Source organism: Denitromonas iodatirespirans, from assembly GCF_018524365.1.
In the GTDB taxonomy this organism is placed as follows: Bacteria; Pseudomonadota; Gammaproteobacteria; order Burkholderiales; family Rhodocyclaceae; genus Nitrogeniibacter; species Nitrogeniibacter iodatirespirans.
The window spans coordinates 125,682-143,672 of record NZ_JAEKFT010000001.1 but is presented as its reverse complement, the minus strand read 5'-3'; the positions used below and the strand labels follow the sequence as shown (position 1 = coordinate 143,672).

Annotated in this window: 17 protein-coding genes and 1 tRNA gene; 13 read left to right on the top strand and 5 right to left on the bottom strand. The window is 67.2% G+C overall.

Annotation, left to right across the window (positions count from 1 at the left end; genetic code table 11):
- Window positions 1-150: 150 nt before the first annotated feature.
- Together I8J34_RS00720 and ftsY are read right to left on the bottom strand one after the other, a co-directional pair.
- Complete coding sequence (locus I8J34_RS00720) at window positions 151-813, bottom strand: cell division ATP-binding protein FtsE (RefSeq protein ID WP_214359437.1); 663 nt, start codon at window positions 811-813, stop codon at window positions 151-153.
- Entirely contained in the window at window positions 810-1,886 is a 1,077-nt protein-coding gene (gene ftsY, locus I8J34_RS00715; protein ID WP_214359436.1) for a signal recognition particle-docking protein FtsY, read from the bottom strand. The genes I8J34_RS00720 and ftsY overlap by 4 nt, the downstream gene beginning before the upstream one ends.
- A 123-nt stretch (window positions 1,887-2,009) precedes the next feature.
- Here ftsY and I8J34_RS00710 point away from each other — a divergent pair, with 123 nt between their 5' ends.
- The 5 genes from I8J34_RS00710 to I8J34_RS00690 are packed head-to-tail and all read left to right on the top strand — an operon-like array spanning window position 2,010 to window position 6,081.
- The gene (locus tag I8J34_RS00710; protein ID WP_214359435.1) at window positions 2,010-3,440 is read left to right on the top strand and encodes a M16 family metallopeptidase; all 1,431 of its coding nucleotides are present in this window, start codon (window positions 2,010-2,012) and stop codon (window positions 3,438-3,440) included.
- Between the two features lie 9 nt (window positions 3,441-3,449).
- Window positions 3,450-4,790, top strand: coding sequence for a M16 family metallopeptidase (locus tag I8J34_RS00705; RefSeq protein WP_214359434.1), 1,341 nt, complete (start codon window positions 3,450-3,452; stop codon window positions 4,788-4,790).
- Window positions 4,787-5,326 carry a 16S rRNA (guanine(966)-N(2))-methyltransferase RsmD gene (gene rsmD / locus I8J34_RS00700; RefSeq protein WP_214359433.1) on the top strand — a complete coding sequence of 180 codons (540 nt, stop codon included), beginning with the start codon at window positions 4,787-4,789 and terminating at the stop codon, window positions 5,324-5,326. Before I8J34_RS00705 ends, rsmD begins: the two co-directional genes overlap by 4 nt.
- Window positions 5,323-5,814 (top strand): pantetheine-phosphate adenylyltransferase, encoded by a 492-nt coding sequence (gene coaD / locus I8J34_RS00695; RefSeq protein WP_214359432.1) that lies wholly within the window; start codon window positions 5,323-5,325, stop codon window positions 5,812-5,814. The genes rsmD and coaD overlap by 4 nt, the downstream gene beginning before the upstream one ends.
- Before the next feature lie 15 nt (window positions 5,815-5,829).
- Window positions 5,830-6,081: a YfhL family 4Fe-4S dicluster ferredoxin gene (locus tag I8J34_RS00690; protein ID WP_214359431.1), complete on the top strand. Its 252-nt coding sequence runs from the start codon at window positions 5,830-5,832 to the stop codon at window positions 6,079-6,081.
- A gap of 73 nt (window positions 6,082-6,154) precedes the next feature.
- On the opposite strand, the gene I8J34_RS00685 is transcribed toward I8J34_RS00690, so the two are convergent.
- Both I8J34_RS00685 and mutM read right to left on the bottom strand, forming a co-directional pair.
- Window positions 6,155-8,107, bottom strand: coding sequence for a dynamin family protein (locus I8J34_RS00685; RefSeq protein ID WP_214359430.1), 1,953 nt, complete (start codon window positions 8,105-8,107; stop codon window positions 6,155-6,157).
- 141 nt (window positions 8,108-8,248) lie between these two features.
- On the bottom strand, window positions 8,249-9,061 hold the full coding sequence (gene mutM / locus I8J34_RS00680) for a bifunctional DNA-formamidopyrimidine glycosylase/DNA-(apurinic or apyrimidinic site) lyase (RefSeq protein WP_214359429.1): 813 nt from the start codon (window positions 9,059-9,061) through the stop codon (window positions 8,249-8,251).
- Between the two features lie 163 nt (window positions 9,062-9,224).
- On the opposite strand from mutM, the gene I8J34_RS00675 reads away from it, so the two are divergent.
- From I8J34_RS00675 to ychF, 8 genes are all read left to right on the top strand, one after another.
- Window positions 9,225-10,964: a tetratricopeptide repeat protein gene (locus I8J34_RS00675; protein ID WP_214359428.1), complete on the top strand. Its 1,740-nt coding sequence runs from the start codon at window positions 9,225-9,227 to the stop codon at window positions 10,962-10,964.
- Window positions 10,964-11,527: an outer membrane lipoprotein LolB gene (locus tag I8J34_RS00670; RefSeq protein ID WP_214359427.1), complete on the top strand. Its 564-nt coding sequence runs from the start codon at window positions 10,964-10,966 to the stop codon at window positions 11,525-11,527. Before I8J34_RS00675 ends, I8J34_RS00670 begins: the two co-directional genes overlap by 1 nt.
- Window positions 11,524-12,381, top strand: coding sequence for a 4-(cytidine 5'-diphospho)-2-C-methyl-D-erythritol kinase (gene ispE, locus I8J34_RS00665; protein WP_214359426.1), 858 nt, complete (start codon window positions 11,524-11,526; stop codon window positions 12,379-12,381). Before I8J34_RS00670 ends, ispE begins: the two co-directional genes overlap by 4 nt.
- Before the next feature lies 1 nt (window position 12,382).
- Window positions 12,383-12,459, top strand: a tRNA-Gln gene (locus I8J34_RS00660).
- Between the two features lie 83 nt (window positions 12,460-12,542).
- Window positions 12,543-13,493 (top strand): ribose-phosphate pyrophosphokinase, encoded by a 951-nt coding sequence (locus I8J34_RS00655; protein ID WP_214359425.1) that lies wholly within the window; start codon window positions 12,543-12,545, stop codon window positions 13,491-13,493.
- Between the two features lie 79 nt (window positions 13,494-13,572).
- Window positions 13,573-14,199, top strand: a complete 627-nt coding sequence (locus tag I8J34_RS00650) for a 50S ribosomal protein L25/general stress protein Ctc (protein WP_214359424.1) — start codon at window positions 13,573-13,575, stop codon at window positions 14,197-14,199.
- 33 nt (window positions 14,200-14,232) lie between these two features.
- Window positions 14,233-14,832, top strand: coding sequence for an aminoacyl-tRNA hydrolase (pth, locus tag I8J34_RS00645; protein WP_214359423.1), 600 nt, complete (start codon window positions 14,233-14,235; stop codon window positions 14,830-14,832).
- Window positions 14,829-15,920, top strand: coding sequence for a redox-regulated ATPase YchF (gene ychF, locus I8J34_RS00640; RefSeq protein WP_214359422.1), 1,092 nt, complete (start codon window positions 14,829-14,831; stop codon window positions 15,918-15,920). Before pth ends, ychF begins: the two co-directional genes overlap by 4 nt.
- A gap of 33 nt (window positions 15,921-15,953) precedes the next feature.
- Here the strand turns inward: ychF and I8J34_RS00635 are convergent, their stop codons facing one another.
- Window positions 15,954-17,906 carry a sensor domain-containing diguanylate cyclase gene (locus tag I8J34_RS00635; protein ID WP_214359421.1) on the bottom strand — a complete coding sequence of 651 codons (1,953 nt, stop codon included), beginning with the start codon at window positions 17,904-17,906 and terminating at the stop codon, window positions 15,954-15,956.
- Between the last annotated feature and the right edge of the window lie 85 nt (window positions 17,907-17,991).

Here is a 17,991-nt window from a genome sequence, read left to right as displayed (position 1 = left end):
AGGAGGAGCAACGCAGCCAGGCGGCTCGCCAGGCGTGCAATCGGGCGCGTAGCGCTCTCACCAGACGGGAGGTCGGGCTCGGAGGCAGGATTTGTTGCATGTAGCAGCCCCTCGTTAACACGCTGAAGCGGTCAACTGCGGTTTCTAGGATCATTCTGCCCCTTCGATCAGACGGCCTTGGCGCAGCACCAGGCGACGCGGGCGGGTCTCGGCGAACAGGGCCGGGTCATGGGTGCACACGATGACGGTGACGCCAACCGACTTGAAGGACTGGAACAGCTCGGCGATCTCATGGGCGTAGGCCGCGTCGAGGTGGGCGGTGGGTTCGTCGGCGATGAGGATCGACGGCCGCTTGACGATGGCGCGAGCGATCGCCACGCGCTGCTGCTCGCCGCCTGAGAGGCCGATCGGCATCTCCTGGTCGCGCCCGCCCAGGCCCACCCGTTCGAGCGCGGCGTGGACGCGGCGTGCGGCGTCCTTGGGCGACATGCCGGCGATCACCAGCGGCAGCACCACGTTGTCGAACACGTTGCGGTCGTAGAGCAGGCGGTTGTCCTGCAGCATCAGGCCGAGGCTGCGGCGCAGGTAGGGAATCGCCGAGCGCTGCAGGTGGCTGACGTCCTGGTTGTTGATCAGCACCCGGCCGGCACTGGGGCGCTCAAGCACCGGGATCATCTTGAGCAGCGTGCTCTTGCCGGCGCCGGAGTGGCCCGACAGCACCACCAGCTCGCCATGGCGCAGCTCGAAGCTGACCTCGGACAGCGCCTCGTGCCCGCCCGGGTAGCGCTTGGAAACCTGCTCGAAGACGATCATTCGGTGCGCGACTTGGTGGTTTCGGATTTGGCGAACAGCGCGTCGACGAACTCCCGCGCATGGAAGGGACGCAGATCGTCGATACCTTCGCCCACGCCGATGAAGCGCAGCGGCTTGGGGCACTGGCGGGCGATCGCGGCCAGCACGCCGCCCTTGGCGGTGCCGTCGAGCTTGGTGACGACCAGGCCGGTGACGCCGGCCGCGGCGTCGAAGGCCTTGACCTGGGCCAGCGCGTTCTGGCCGATGTTGGCATCGAGCACCAGCAGCACCTCGTGCGGCGCCGTGCCGTCGGCCTTGGTGATGACACGGCGTACCTTGGCGATCTCTTCCATCAGGTGCAGCTGGGTCGGCAGGCGGCCGGCGGTGTCGGCCAGCACCACGTCGACGCCGCGGGCACGGGCAGCGTTGACCGCATCGAACATCACCGCGGCCGCATCGCCGCTTTGCTGGGCGATCACGTCCACCCCGTTGCGCTCGCCCCAGGTGATGAGTTGCTCGCGCGCGGCGGCGCGGAAGGTGTCGCCGGCGGCCAGCAGCACCTTCTTGCCCTGGCTCTGGTACCAGCGCGCCAGCTTGCCGATGGACGTGGTCTTGCCCGAGCCATTGACCCCGGCCACCATGATGATGAAGGGCTTGTGGGTATCGGCGGTCAGCGGCGCTTCGAGCGGCGAGAGCAGGGCGGTGAGTTCTTCGACCAGCACGGCCTGCAGCTGGTCGCCGGTCTCGAGCTTGTCGCGCTTCCAGCGTTTGCGCAGCGCGTCGATCAAATGGCTGGTGGCCTCGACGCCGCAATCGGCCATCAGCAGCGTGCTTTCGAGCTCTTCGAGCAGATCCTCGTCGATCTTGCGCAGGCCGAACATATGCGCCAGGCCGCCGCCCCACTGCTTGCGGGTACGTGCCAGGCCGGCTTTGAGCCGTTCGCTCCAGGAACGCTTGGGCTCGGCGGCGGCCGGTGCGACGACGTCGGGGGCCGGTTCGGTGGGGACGTCGTGGGCGATGTCCGGCTCGGCGGGGGCCGGCGTATCGACGGAGGCGTCGCCTTTGGCGGGCGACTTTTTGAAGAAACCAAACATGGCGTCTCGAGTCTGAGGGGTTGTTTGCCGGGGCCGCTGGCAGCGCTGGCTGCGAGCGGCTAAGATGGCCCGCCGGTCCGGGACCGGGCGAAGGCCGAATTTTATCAGATGCAGGATGCGTGCATGAGATTGTGGACTCTGTGGTGCAACGACCCCGATCGCGGGCCTGACACGGCGCCGTCGACCGGCCGCCGGGCGTGGCCCTGGCTGGGTGCCGTGGCCCTGACGCTGGCGGTGAGCGCGCCCGCAGTGCGGGCCAATCCTTTCGAGACACGCCTCGACAACGGCATGCGGGTGGTGGTCAAGGAAGACCGGCGCGCGCCCTCGGTGGTGCACATGGTGTGGTACGACGCCGGTGCCATGGACGAGGTGGCCGGCACCTCCGGCGTGGCCCATGTGCTCGAACACATGATGTTCAAGGGCACGACCAAGGTCGGCCCGGGCGAATTCAACAAGATCGTGGCCGGGGTGGGCGGGCGCGACAACGCCTTCACCAGCTACGACTACACTGCCTATTTCCAACAGGTGCCGGCCGACCAGCTCGGGCGGATGATGGCGCTCGAAGCCGATCGCATGCACAACCTGAAGCTCTCCGACGAGGCCTTCGCGAAGGAGATCGAGGTCATCAAGGAAGAGCGGCGCCTGCGCACCGAGGACAAGCCGCGCGCGCTGGTGCACGAAGAGCTGATGGCCACTGCCTTCCACACCCATCCCTACCAGCGCCCGGTGATCGGCTGGATGACCGATCTCGACCGCATGACGGCCGAGGATGCGCGGCGCTGGTATCGCAGCTGGTATGCGCCGAACAACGCCACGCTGGTGGTGGTCGGCGATGTGGACCACCAGACGGTGTTCCGCCAGGCTGCCGAGACCTATGGCGCGGTGCCGGCCGCCGAGTTGCCGGCCCGCCCGGTGGTCGAAGAGCCGCCGCAACGCGGCATGCGTCGCAGCGTGGTCAAGGCGCCGGCGGAGTTGCCGTACGTGGCGCTGGCCTGGCCGACACCGACGCTGCGCGATCCGGCCGAGGGCAAGGATGTGTATGCGCTGCAGGTGCTCGCCGCGGTGCTCGACGGCTACGACGGCGCGCGCTTGTCGCGCACTCTGGTGCGCGACAAGCGCATCGCCCAGAGCGCCGGCGCCGGCTACGACGGCCTGGCCCGCGGCCCCTCGCTGTTCTACCTGGACGGCGCGCCCGCGCCGGGCAAGACCCTGGCCGAGGTGGAAGCCGCCCTGCGCGACGAGATCCAGCGCATCCAGACCGAAGGCGTGGACGCGCAGGAACTTGCGCGGGTCAAGACCCAGGCCGTGGCCAGCCGGGTCTACCAGCGCGATTCGTTGATGGGCCAGGCGATGGAGATCGGCTCGCTGGCCGCCGTCGGCCTGTCCTGGAAGGACGAGGCGGCCCTGCTCGAAGGCATCCGGCAGGTGAGTGCCGAAGACGTCAAATCGGTGGCGCAACGTTATTTTTCCGAAGACAAGCTGACGGTGGTGTCGCTCGACCCGCTGCCATTGCCGGCCGCACCGCGCCGGCCGGCCATCGCTACCCGCCATTGAGGACCTGACATGCGACTGACACGAAGCCTGATCGCTTTGACGATGGCGCTCGCCGCGCCGCTGGCCTCGGCCGCGGTGGATATCCAGCAATGGGTGGCCTCGACCGGGGCGCGGGTGTCCTTCGTCGAGACCCATGCCTTGCCGATTGTCGACATTCAGGTCGATGTCGCCGCCGGCGGCGCCTATGCACCAGCGGCCAAGAGCGGCCTGGCCGGGCTGACCGCCAGCCTGCTCGACGCCGGCACGCGGCAGCGCGACGAAAATGCGCTGGCCGACCGCTTTGCCGACCTGGGCGCGCGCTTTGGCGCCGGTGCCGAGACCGACCGCGCCAGCATCTCCTTGCGCACCCTGTCGAACGCGAGCGAGCGCGAGGCGGCCATCGATCTGCTGGCCGAAGTGATCCAGCAGCCGGCCTTTCCGCAGGCGGTGTTCGAGCGCGAACGCGCCCGCGCCATCGCCGGCCTCAAGGAGGCGCAGACCCAGCCCGGCTACCTGGTCGAGCGCGCCTTCGGCGAGGCGGTGTATGGCACGCATCCCTATGGCCGCAGCGCCAGCGAAGCGAGCCTGGCCGGCCTGACGCGGGCCGATGTGGTGGCCTTCCACCGGCAGTTCTATGTCGCCGCGGCGGCCCATGTGGCCATCGTCGGCGATCTGAGCCGCGCGCAGGCCGAGGCGGTGGCCGAACGGCTGACCCGGCAACTGCCCAAGGGCGCACCGCCGGCGGCGCTGCCGGCGCCTTCACTGCCCGACGCGAAGCTGCTGCGCGTGCCGCATCCGGCCGCCCAGGCGCATGTGCTGATGGGCATGCCCGGCCTGCGTCGGGACGACCCCGACTACTACGCGCTGGTCACCGGCAACTATGTGCTCGGCGGCGGCGGCTTCGTGTCGCGGCTGATGAAGGAAGTGCGCGAGAAGCGCGGCTATGCCTACAGCGTGTACAGCTATTTCGAGCCGCAGCGCGTGGCCGGGCCCTTCCGTATCGGCCTGCAGACCCGCGGTCAGCAGGCGGATGATGCGGTGGCGGTGGCACGCCAGACGCTGCAGACCTTCATCGACGAGGGGCCGACGGCCGAGGAGCTCGACGCGGCCAAGGGCAACATCGTCAATGGTTTCGGCCTGCGCCTGGATTCCAACGCCAAACTGCTCGGCTATGTGGGCGTGATCGGCTTCTACGGCTTGCCGACCGACTGGCTCGAGCAGTATCCGAAAGCGGTCTCTGCGCTGAGCATCGACGAAGTGCGCGATGCCTTCCGCCGACGCGTGCTGCCGGATCATCTGGTGACGGTGATTGTCGGCGGTGAAGGCGACACGACCGCGGCCGCCACCTCCGACGCCGCCAAAGCCCGGTGAGCCGGCTGCGCATCGTCGGTGGGCAGTGGCGCTCGCGCCAGTTGCCGGTCGCCCAGGTGCCCGGTCTGCGGCCGACGCCCGACCGGGTGCGCGAGACGGTGTTCAACTGGCTCGGCCAGGATTTGACCGGCTGGCGCTGCCTCGATCTGTTTGCCGGCACCGGGGCGATGGGGCTGGAAGCCGCGTCGCGCGGGGCGGAGCGGGTCGATCTGGTGGAGTACGATGCGCGCGCCTTTGCGGTGCTGCAGCAAAGCGTGCGCACACTCGAGGCCACGCAAGTAGGTGTCTTTCGCGGCGATGCGGTAAAATTCGCGGCGTCCGCGCGGCAAGCCTATGATCTGCTGTTCCTCGATCCGCCGTATCACAAGGGCTGGCTGGCGCGAATCGAGCCGCTGGTGCCTCGCCTGGTGCAGCCGCAAGGCTGGGTCTATGTCGAGGCCGAGGCGCCGATCGACGCCTTTGCCGACTGCGAGCGTGTGCGCTCGGGCAAGGTCGGGCAGGTGTGCTACCAATTGATGCGGAGGCGGACGGAATGAAGGAAGGGACGGTCATTTATCCGGGGACTTTCGATCCGCTCACGCGTGGCCACGAAGATCTGGTGCGTCGTGCGTCGCTGCTGTTCCGCGAGGTGGTGGTGGCGGTCGCGGCCAGTGCCGGCAAAGGGCCGATCTTCTCGATCGAGGAGCGGGTCGAGCTGGCGCAGGAGGCCTTGGCCGGTTACAAGAATGTCGAGGTGGTCGGTTTTTCCGGCCTGTTGATGGATTTCGTGCAGGCGCGCGACGCCCGCGTTATCCTGCGCGGCCTGCGGGCGGTCTCGGACTTCGAATACGAATTCCAGATGGCCGGCATGAACCGCAAGCTCTTCCCGGATGTCGAAACGGTATTCCTGACACCGGCCGAAGAGTACATGTTCATTTCCGCCACGATGGTGCGAGAGATCGCGCGCTTCGGTGGCGATGTCAGCAAGTTTGTTCAGCCGAACGTTCTGGAGCGGCTTCGGTTGAAGCTCGAGCGCAAGCCATAAGGAGAGGATTGAGTCATGGCACTGATGATTACCGACGAATGCATCAACTGTGATGTGTGCGAGCCGGAATGCCCCAACAACGCGATTTACCAGGGCGACGAGATCTATGAGATCGACCCGAACAAGTGCACCGAGTGCGTCGGCCATTTCGATGAGCCGCAGTGCCAGCAGGTGTGCCCGGTCGACTGTATCCCGCTGGATCCGGACCATGCCGAGACGCAGGAGCAGCTGATGGATAAATTCGTCAAGCTGACCGGCAAGGGCTGATCCGGCCCATCCACCGGGCAAAAAAAAGCGAGGCCATCGGCCTCGCTTTTTCTTTGGCTGCGCCGCGGTGGCCTCAGGCGGCCATGATGCGGCGCTCCTCGACGGGGACTGCGCCCAGCGCTTTGCGAACGTCGCTGGCTACCATGTCGAGATCGGTGCGCAGCTTGATCAGCGCGTCTTCCTGCTGCTGCAGTTCGACGATGCGGTCTTCGAGCGTGTCGGTGGCCTGGTGGATGCGCTTGACGCTTTCGAGCCGTCGCTTGAGCTGCAACTGGTACTCGCGCACCTGGGTTTCGAGCGGCGACATGACGGCCCGCAGCCAGTGCTCGACATCCCGATTAGCCAGTTCGAAGGTGCGTCGCGCCTGCACGGCGATGGTCTCGAAGAACTTCTGCGTCAGCGTGTGCTTCTCGGTGGTGAGCAGGGTCAGCGGCGTGTTGAGCTGGTGATTGAAGGCCTGTTCGAGGCGATCGATCTCGCGCTCGTAGCGTGAGGTGGAGAAGGCCGAGGGCGGCGCCAGCTTGAGGCCGTGCTCGACCGAGAAGCGCTTGTACATGGCGCTGAGCATGCCCGAGATCTCCTCGACCTCGTCGGAGGACTTGCGCAGGTTGCCGCGCAGGTGCTTGAAGAAGTCGAGCATGGCCTCGCGCAGCCCGCGCGAGAAGGTCGAATCGAGCATGGCTTCGCGGGTGCGCCGGGTTTCGTCGCGCAGGGCGTCGAGCCCGAGATGGCCGAGCAGGTTGTTGGTCAGGCTGGTGAACACGCTGCGCACCGCGTAGTACTTCTTCAGGCCGTCTTCGAACTCGGTCTTTTCGCTGCGGATCTTGCGCATCATGTATTCGATGACGCTCTGGTTCTTGCCGCGCAGCTCGGTCAGCTCGTTGAGTTGCTCGCGCACCCCTGTCAGGCGCGAGGCCATCAGACTGTCGGCATGGGCGACCAGGTCGTCGGTCTCGGCCAGCGTGGCGTTGCGCACGATTTGCTGCTTGGCGGGCAGCAATTGGCCGGTCAGTGCCTCTTCGAGCTGTACCAGCTGGCTGCGTTCGAGCAGGGCGGCGTCGCTCTGGATGCGCGCCAGCAGCCCTTTCTGTGCCGAAATCGGGAAGATGTGGTCGGCGCCGAGCGCCAGCGTCCGCGCGACCGACTGCACCTGGCGATCGAGTTCTTCCTGGATGCGCGCTTCGTCGCGCAGGCCGTCCCACAGGCTGTCGATCTTGTTGAGCACCACCAGCCGCCCGTCGCGGCGCTGGCCGGCATTGACATACTCGCGCCACACCGACAGGTCGCTCTGGGTGACGCCGGTGTCGGCCGCCAGGATGAACAGGATGGCGTGGGCGTTGGGCAACAGCGAGAGCGTCAGCTCCGGCTCGGCACCGATGGCGTTGAGCCCCGGCGTGTCGAGGACGACCAGCCCCTGTTCGAGCAGGGGGTGGCGGAAATGGATGACGGCGTGGCGCCAGCAGGGGATCTCGAACAGCCCGTCTTCGTCCGGCTGCAGGCCGTCTTCGCCTTGCGGATCGATCGCAAAGCCCAGCGCTTCGGCCTCGGCCTGCGTGACCCGGCGGGTTTCGCCGACACGGGCCAGCGCCGTCTGCAGCGATTGGGCCGAGCCGGTGTCGAGCGGGAACTGTGTCCACATCTCGGGGAAGCGCTTGAGCTCGCCGACCGTGGTGTGCTCGCGGCGGGTCTCGATCGGCAGCAGGCGGATCTGCGGGGTGTCGCCCTCGGACCATTGCAGCTCGGTCGGGCACATGGTGGTGCGCCCGGCGCTGGAGGGCAGCACCCGGTTGCCGTAGTCGGCGAAGAACAGGGCGTTGATCAGCTCGGACTTGCCGCGCGAGAACTCGGCCACGAAGGCAACGGTGAGCTTGTCTTCGCCGAGGCGGTCGAGCACGTACTGCAGCCGCAGATCGCCCTGGGCGTCGCCGATTTCGTTCTGGCTGAGCCAGTGGCGCAATTGCCCGACGGTGCGCGCCGCGTCGGCGCGCCAGCGGCTGTACTCGGAAAACTGGTCGATGAGTGCCATGCTGAACCCTGTGTGTTGAACCGTGTGCGGCACGCGGGCCGAGTCTGTCGCAAGCCGCTAGCATAGCGCTGTGCCCGATCTTGGCCAATCAGACAGGCTGCGGTGCCGCGCCGGTGGTCGGCGCAAAACGACGAACGGCGGTCAGCGGCGTTGGCAGTGGGCGCACAGGAAGCTTGCGCGCTGTCCCTGGACGATTCGCTGGACCGGGCGCTGGCAGATCCGGCACGGCTCGCCGGTGCGGCCATAGACGAAATATTGCTGCTGGAAATAACCGGGTCGGCCATCGCCGCCGACGAAGTCGCGCAGGGTGCTGCCGCCGGCGGCGATGGCGGCCTCGAGCGTTTCCCGGATCGCCGTCGCTAGCCGGGCGCAGCGCTGCGGCCCGAGGTGGCCGGCCGGCGTGAGCGGATGGATGCGGGCGCGAAACAGGCTTTCGGAGGCGTAGATGTTGCCGATGCCGACCACATGGTGGTTGTCCATCAGCCAGGTCTTGATCGGTGTGCTGCGGCCACGGGTGGCCTGGTGCAGCCAGGCGCCATCGAAGCGCTCATCGAGCGGCTCGATACCCAGATGCCGGAGCGGCCCGGCGTCGGCGCCGTCGTCGAGCCACATCAGCATGCCGAAGCGACGCGGATCGCGGTAGCGCAGCGTCAGGTGGCCGAAATCCATGTCGACATGGTCATGCTTGCCCGGCGCGCTGTCGGGGGCGACCAGTTGCAGGCTGCCCGACATGCCCAGATGGGCCAGCAGGACGCCCTGCTCGAAGCCGAAGAGCAGGTACTTGGCGCGTCGCTCCAGCTGCTGCAGGGTCTGGCCGGTGAGCACGGCCGGCAAGCTCGCGGGGATCGGCTGGCGCAGGCTGGCGCAACGCACGGTGACGCGGCGCACCGCGTGTCCGAGCAGGTGCGGGGCGAGGCCGCGCCGGGTGGTTTCGACTTCGGGAAGTTCTGGCATCGTGCGTCATCCGGTGATCAGCATGCATTGTAAGCGCCCGGCGCCGCTTGCCCGAGGGCGTGAAACTGCTAACATCCGGCGAACCAGGTGCACCAGGTGCACTCCAAGCAAGGTGCGCCACCGGTTGGTGGGCGCGCCTCCTCATCGATTCTCGGGACCCAACATGTCTTTGATTTCGACGCTCTGTCGGCCGCTGCTTCGTCTGGCCATGCTCATCGCGGCCGGGCTGGCGCCTCTTGCCGTCATGGCGCAGCCGGCAGTGCAAACGCCGCTGCCCGAGCCCGTCGCGGAACAGCCCGGCCCCCAGGCCGGCATGCCGGGGCAGGAGTTGCTGCCGCAAGTGTTGTACGGGGTGTTGCTGGCGGAGATCGCCGGGGCCCGCGGGCGGATGGACGTGGCCGTGCCGGTCTATCTGGAGTTGGTCCAACTGACGCGGGACGTGCGGGTCGCCCAGCGGGCCACCGAGGTGGCGCTGTATGCGCGCCGCCTGGATGCGGCACAGCAGGCGGCCGCGGTGTGGGCGGAGCTCGATCCCGAATCCACCGAGGCCAAGCGCGTGCTGGCAGGCACGATCGGCGGACAGGCCTCGGCAGAGCAGGTGGCCATGCGCTTGGCCGAGGCCCTGGCCAATTCGGGCGCGCGCCTGCCGGGCGATTTGCTCAGCCTGAACCGCGTGCTGGCCCGGATGACCGACAAGGCGATGGTGCGGCAGATCATCGACCGCGTCACCGAGCCCTATCTGGACTATGCCGAAGCGCATTTCGCCCGCGCCCATGCGGCCTTCGCCGCGCGTGACGAAGCGGCCAGCCTGGCCGCGCTCGATCAGGCGATCCGCCTGCGTCCGGACTGGGATCAGCCTGTGCTGCTGAAGGCCCAGATCCAGCACGGCACCGATCCGGCCCTGGCGGTGCGTACCCTGGCGGGCTATCTGGCGGAGTTCCCCGACAACATCACCGTGCGGCGTGCCTACGGGCGCGCCCTGGTCAGCACCCGCCAATACGAGGATGCGCGCAAGGCCTTCGAGGCGGTGCTGGTCAGCGAGGCGGACGACCAGTCCTCGCGCTACGCCGTGGCCATGATCGCGCTGGAGATGGGCGATCTGGACGCCGCCGAGCAGCAGCTCGATCAGCTGCAAAGCGGCGGCTATCCCGACAAGGACGCGATCGAACTGGCGCTCGGCCAGGTGTTCGAAGCGCGTGGCGACGAGGCGGGGGCGCTGGCCCACTACGAGGCCGTGGCCCAGTCGCCGCGCCGTGAGCGCGCGCAGTTGCAGATCGTTCGCATGCTGGCCAAGGGCGGCGCGATCGACGAAGCCCGTGCCCGGCTGCAGGCCCTGGGCGATGCCGACGGGCGCGAGGAATACATCCTGCTCGAGGCCCAGCTGCTGCGCGATGCCGGGCAGCTCGATGCCGCCCTGCAGGTGGCCGATGCCGGCTTGAAGCAGGTGCCCGAGAGCGCCGATCTGCTGTACGAATCGGCCATGCTGCTCGAGCGCATGGGGCGGATCGACGCCATGGAAGGGCGGCTGCGCAAGCTCATCGCGCTCAAGCCCGACTATGCCCATGCCTACAACGCGCTGGGCTACTCGCTGGCCGACCGCGGCATGCGCCTCGACGAGGCGGAGCGGCTGATTCGCAAGGCCGTCGAGCTGTCGCCGGGCGACGCGTTCATTCTCGACAGCCTCGGCTGGGTGCGCTTCAAGCAAGGGCATCTGGACGAAGCCCGCAATATCCTCCAGAAGGCCTACACCCTGCGCTCGGATCCCGAGATCGCCGCCCACCTGGGCGAAGTGATCTGGACGCAGGGCGACCGCCAAGCCGCGCGCGAGACCTGGCAGGCGGCGGCCCAGCAACACCCCGACAATGCCGTGCTCAAGGCGGTGATGCACCGATTCGGCCTGTGATGCGCCGGCTCCTGACGCTGGTGTCGGCCGTGGTACTGGCCGGCTGCGCCACGCTCCCCGACGTGAGCCTGCCGCCGCCGCAGGCGATGCTGGCGCGCCCGCAACTGGACGCCTTTCATGTGACCGGCCGGCTCGCTGCCCAGCGCGGGGAGGCGGCGGTGAATGGCCGGTTCGCCTGGCAGCACGCCAAGGGGCAGGATCGCTGGCAGTTCTTCTCGCCGCTGGGCCAGACCGTTGCCGAGCTGGACGCTGCCGACGGCATGGCCGTGCTGCAACTGGCCGATGGCGAGCGCCAGGTCGCGCCGCTCGACACCTTGCTGGCCCGGATGCTGGGCGCCGATGTGCCGGTGGCCATGCTGCCGCGCTGGCTGCAGGCGGGCGTGATAGCGCTCGATGACGTGCGCGAGCGCGATCCGCAGGGGCGGCCGCAACGCATCGTGGAGCAGGGCTGGGAAGTGCGCTACCGCAGCTATGCCAGCGACGCCTTCGATGCGCCGCCGCGGCTGGTCGAGGTCAGCCGTGGCGAGGTGAGTCTGAAATTGCTGGTCGAGCAGTGGCAATGAGTGCCGAGCTGAGCTGCTTGGCACCGGCGAAGCTCAACCTGTTTCTGCATGTGGTGGGGCGTCGGCCGGACGGCTATCACCTGCTGCAAAGTGCTTTCCGCCTGCTCGACTGGGGCGACCGGATCCATTTTCGCGTGCGCGAGGACGGGCAGATCCTGCGGCTGAACGAGGTGCCCGGCGTGCCGGCCGAGCAGGATCTGGTGGTGCGCGCCGCGCGCCTGCTGCAGACGCAGGCAGGCGTGACCCAAGGCGTCGAGATCACCGTCGACAAGGTGCTGCCGATGGGCGGCGGCCTGGGCGGCGGCAGTTCCGATGCGGCCACCACTTTGCTGGCGCTCAACCGCCTGTGGGGCGTGGGCGCCTCGCGCGAGCGGCTCCAGGCGCTGGGCCTCGCGCTGGGGGCGGATGTGCCGTTCTTCGTCTTCGGTCGCGATGCCTTTGTCGAGGGCGTGGGCGAGGCGTTGACGGCCATGGATCTGCCGCCGTCGTGGTACGTGGTGATCGCGCCCGGGGTGTCGGTGCCGACCGCTGAAATTTTCTCCGCAAAGGAGTTGACGCGTTCGACGGAAATCATCAGAATGCCGGACTTCGTGATGCACGCCACTCGCAACGATTTGCAGCCGGTGGTGTGCGGTCGGTACCCGCAGGTCGCTTCGGCGATCGACTGGTTGAATCACCACGCAAGTGCGCGGATGACCGGTTCGGGCGCCTGTGTGTTTGCTGAAGTCGAGAGCGAACGCGCGGCCCGACAGGTGGTCGCGCAGTGCCCCGAGCGGTGGCAGGCGTGGGCGGTGCGGAGCCTTGCCAGGCACCCACTGCATGACAGGGCAGCGGCGCCGGCACGAAACGATTAATTGGGGAGTCGCCAAGTCGGTTAAGGCACCGGATTTTGATTCCGGCATTCGAGGGTTCGAATCCTTCCTCCCCAGCCAGCATGGACGTCGGGCAGGCTTGATGCCTGCCCGACGTGTTTTTGCGACCACGATCTGAATCTGATTGTCATCGGAGAAGCAGTATGGCTCACGGCAGCCTGATGGTCTTTACCGGCAACGCCAATCCTAAACTCGCCTCGGATGTGGTTCGGCGCCTCGGCATGGCGCTCGGCTCGGCCACTGTCGGTCGCTTCTCCGACGGCGAGGTGAACGTCGAGTTGCTGGAAAACGTGCGCGGCAAGGACGTGTTCGTGCTCCAGCCTACCTGTGTGCCGACCAATGACAACCTGATGGAGCTGGTGATCCTGGTCGATGCGCTCAAGCGCGCCTCGGCCGGCCGCATCACCGCCGCCATCCCGTACTTCGGCTATGCCCGCCAGGATCGCCGCCCCCGTTCGGCCCGCGTGCCCATCACCGCCAAGGTGGTGGCCAACATGCTGCAGGCCGTGGGTGTGCAGCGCCTGCTGACCATGGACCTGCATGCCGACCAGATCCAGGGCTTCTTCGACATCGCGGTGGACAACGTCTATGCCGCCCCGGTGCTGCTGGCCGACCTGGACAAGCAAAAGTATTCCGACCTGATGGTGGTCTCGCCCGACGTCGGCGGCGTGGTGCGCGCGCGCGCCTTCGCCAAGCGCATGGAATGCGACCTGGCGATCATCGACAAGCGCCGCCCGAAAGCCAATGTGTCGGAAGTGATGAACATCATCGGCGAGGTCAAGGACCGCACCTGCGTGATCATGGACGACATCGTCGATACCGCCGGCACGCTGTGCAAGGCCGCCGGCGCGCTCAAGGAAAACGGTGCCAAGCGCGTGCTCGCCTACTGTACCCATGCGGTGCTGTCGGGGGCGGCGATCTCGCGCATCAACGATTCGGAACTCGACGAGCTGGTGGTGACCGACACCATCCCGCTGCGTGACGAGGCCCGGGCCACCGGCCGCATTCGGCAGGTATCGGTGGCCTCGCTGCTGGCCGACACGATGCTGCGCATCAGCAACGAGGAGTCGGTGAGCTCCTTGTTCATGGATTGATTTTTTCCCGGACGGCGTTGCCGTTCGGGGTGTTCGGCCCGTCTGGTCGCGGACGGGCCTGTCTTCAAGTGGAGTAGTCATGGAAATCACTATCAACGCCGCCAAGCGCGCCGAGCAGGGATCGAGTGCGAGCCGCCGCCTGCGTCGCGCAGGCCAGGTGCCCGCCATCATTTTCGGCGCGGACCAGGACGCCGTCGCCGTCACCCTGGACCACAACGAGATGTACCACTGGCTGCACAAGGAAGCCTTCCACGCATCGATCCTGAACATCGATGTCGACGGCAAGGCCGAGAGCGTCGTGCTGCGCGATGCGCAGTGGCACCCGTACAAGCAACTCGTGCTGCACATGGACTTCATGCGCGTGAAGACTGGCGTGGCCATCACCATGAAGGTGCCGCTGCACTTCACCAACGAAGAGGCCTCTCCGGGCCTGAAAGTCCAGCACGGCATCGCCTCGCACATCCTGACCGAAGTCGAGATCTCGACCCTGCCGCGCAACCTGCCGGAGTTCATCGAGGTCGACCTGACCGGCATGAACCTGGGCGACTCGATCACGCTAGGCGACCTCAAGCTGCCCGAGGGCGTGGAAGTGGTCGACCATGGTCACGCTGACCAGGTGGTGGTCACCATCCTGTCGCCGCAGGTCAAGGAAGCCGATGTCGGCGAAGAAGGCGAAGAAAATGGCGAGGCCGCTGGCGAAGAGTAACGCCGTCGGCTGCGGTGCTAACGGGAACATCTGATGAACGCCAAGCCTCCGCGCCTGATTGTCGGCCTCGGGAACCCCGGGGCCGAATATTCCGAAACCCGGCACAATGCCGGGTTTTGGTTTTGTGAGCTTCTGGCCGGTGTGCTTGGCGCCCGCTTCAATCGCGAAAGCCGGTTCCACGGTCAGGTGGCGAAAACCACCGACGGTCTGTGGCTGCTGATGCCCGATACCTTCATGAACCGTTCCGGACAGTCGGTCGGCGCACTGGCGCGCTTCTACCGCATCGCGCCGGACGAGATGCTGATCGTGCACGACGAGCTCGACCTGCCGCCGGGGCAGGCACGGCTCAAGTTCGGCGGCGGGCTGGGTGGGCACAACGGGCTCAAGGACATCACCAGTCACAGCGGCACGCAGGACTACTGGCGGTTGCGGCTCGGCATCGGGCACCCCGGCGATCGCAATGCGGTGGTCGGCTATGTGCTCAAGCCGCCGCGCAAGGAAGAACACGAGGCCATCGAGTCGGCCATGGATCGGGCGCTTGCCGCCTGGCCCGACATCGCACGTGGCGCTTTTGAAGTGGCCACGCAGAAGATCAATACGCGCCCCGCGCGCGGCAAGGAAGCGACACCATGAGTCTGAAGTGCGGCATCGTCGGATTGCCCAACGTCGGTAAATCCACCCTCTTCAACGCGCTGACCAAATCGGGCATCGCCGCGGAAAACTATCCATTCTGCACCATCGAGCCGAACGTCGGCATCGTCGAAGTGCCCGATCCGCGCCTCGATGCGCTGTCGGCCATCGTCAAGCCGCAGCGGGTGCAGCCCGCCATCGTCGAGTTCGTCGACATCGCCGGTCTGGTGGCCGGGGCCTCGAAAGGCGAGGGCCTGGGCAACCAGTTCCTGGCCAACATCCGCGAGACCGATGCCATCGTGAACGTGGTGCGCTGCTTCGACGACGAGAACGTGGTGCACGTGTCCGGCCGGGTCGACCCGATCGCCGACATGGAAACCATCGTCACCGAGCTGGCGCTGGCCGACATGGCCGCCGTCGAAAAGGCCATCCACCGCGAGAACAAGAAGGCGCGCGCTGGTGACAAGGACGCCAAGAAACTGGTCGAAGTGCTCGAACGCCTGATGCCGCATCTGAACGAGGGGCGCACCGCGCGCACCCTCGGACTGTCGGCCGACGAGGTCGAGCTGATCCGCCCGCTGTGCCTGCTCACCATCAAGCCGGCCATGTATGTGGCCAACGTGCTCGAAGACGGCTTCGAGAACAACCCGCACCTGGATCGCCTGAAGGCCCTGGCCGAGGGCGAGAATGCGCCGGTGGTGGCCGTCTGCGCCAAGATCGAGCAGGAACTGGCCGATCTCGACGATGAGGACAAAAAGGAGTTCCTGGCCGATCTCGGCCTCGAGGAGCCGGGTCTCAACCGCCTCATTCGTGCCGCCTACAAACTGCTCGGCCTGCAGACCTATTTCACCGCTGGGGTGAAAGAGGTGCGCGCCTGGACCATCCATGTCGGCGACACCGCCCCTCAGGCTGCCGGCGTGATCCACACCGACTTCGAGCGCGGCTTCATCCGCGCCCAGACCATCGCCTACGAAGACTTCATCGCCTTTGGCGGCGAGCAGGGCGCCAAGGAAGCGGGCAAGATGCGCGCCGAAGGCAAGGAATACGTGGTCAAGGACGGCGATGTACTGAACTTTTTGTTCAACGTCTGAGTCGTTGGACGGCCCCCGGTAGGGCGGTGGCGCTCAACTGGCGGGGCGGTTTGTCCGCTCTGCCCGGGTTGGCGCAGACCTCGGGGTGACGGGCGGGAGCGGCGCGCCATGCAGGACATGCTGGCTGCCGCCCCGGCGCTTGGCCTCGTACATGGCGCTGTCCGCCTGGGCCAGCAGCGTGCGGGCAGAGTTGCCATCATCGGGATAGATCGCTACGCCGACGCTGCCGCCGAGCAGATACTGGCGGGTGCCGGCGTCGACCGGCAAGGCGAGCGCCTCGGTGATCTTCTGGGCGACGGTGTGGACGGCGGCGACATCGTCTACGTCCTGAAGGATGGCGACAAATTCGTCGCCGCCGAGCCGGGCGACGGTGTCGCTGGTGCGAATGGCCGCCTGCAGGCGGCGTGCGACGGCCACCAGCACCATGTCGCCGGTGGCATGGCCGGCGCTGTCGTTGATGAGCTTGAAGTTGTCCAGATCGATCACCATCACGGCGAGCCGCTGGCTGCGGCGCGAGGCCTGGGCGATGGCCAGATGCAGGCGGTCGTCGAGCAGGCGGCGGTTGGGCAGTCCGGTGAGGGTGTCGTGGTAGGCCAGATGGCGGAATTGTTCGGAGCCGCGCATCTGCTCGGTGACCTCGGAGCCGATGCCGTGGTAGCCGGCAAAATGGCCCTCAGTGTCGAAGGTCGGATTGCCGCTCATCGAAAACCAGCGCACCTCCTGCGCTTCCGAGGCGTGCTGCCAGATGAAGTCGCGAAACGGTTCATGCCGCTCGATCTGCTGCTGGAGCGCCGACCAGCGCTCGGCGCTGACCCCCACCAGATCCGACAGGGCCCCCAGACCGCGTCCATAGACGGCGGGGCCGAGGCCGGCGCGTGCCAGCCCTGGCCCGCTCAGATGCGTGAAGCGCAGCTTGTCGTCCCACTCCCAGTACCAGTCCGAGGTGAGCGTGATGAGCTGCCGGTAGCGCGCTTCCGACGCATGTAAGGTCGCCTCGGAGCGCAGCCGTGAGGTGAGATCCTGGCCCAGCCAGACGATCCCCTTGTCGAGGCGTGCGGCGTCGACCGCTTCGGCGGTGAACTCGACCCACAACAACTCGCCGTTGGCCCGACGCAGCCGGATCTTGGTGCGGAAGGTCAGTCCGCTGGCCAGTGCATGGCGGGCGCGATCGGAATTGCGGTGCCACTCGGCCGGGTCGGCCAGCCACTGCCACAGCGGGCGACCGGCCAGGCGCTCCGCCGTTTCGCCGACCATATCGGCGAAACGGCGGTTGCATTTGATGAGTCGTTCGCCGCGGGTGAACAGAATGGCCTCGCCGGCGCTGTCGAGAATCACACGCTGTTCCTCGGCCAGGGTATCGCTGCTCAGACGCTGGGCCAGGGTCGAGGTGAGCATGTGATGAAACAGTTCGTGCAGTGCGCCGAGCATGGCGGCGAACACCCCGGCGGCGATTGCGGCCTGGGGCAGGGCGGCGGGCGGATCGGTGGCCAGGGTGGCAATGAGCGGGCCGACTGTGGGGACGATGAAGGCGAAGAAGACGCGCCGGCTGGGGGCGAAGATGCCGGTGCCGCCCAGTGCGACGATGCCCAGCAACATGATGACCAGCGTCTGGGCGCCGTTGCTCGGCGTGTAGGCGCCGAGCAGGGGCAGGGCGCCCCACAGGGCACCGATGAAGAAGGCGTTGGCGGCAAAACTCCATTCGAGTCGGTGCAGCGCGCTGGCGCTCTGGGGCCAGTCGGCGCTGGCGCGCACCAAGTGGCGCGAGGTCAGGATGCCGACCCCCATGATGGCGCCCCAGGCCAGCAGAACGGCGGGCGCCATGACTGGCCACAACCAGGCCAGCGCGCCGAAGACACCGACCAGCAGGGCCAGGATGCCGGCCCGCGCGGTGACCGCTTGCAGGCGCAGCGCTTCGGCGTGCGCACGCCGCGCCAGGTCGAGTCGACCTGCGTGTCTGTGGCGATGCCTGGGGAGCGAAACATCCATGCCGACCGTCCGGTATCACGGGAAGTGTCGGGGCAAATTATCGACGCATTGTGCGGTGCTGGATATTGAGCGTTAGTTATAGGGA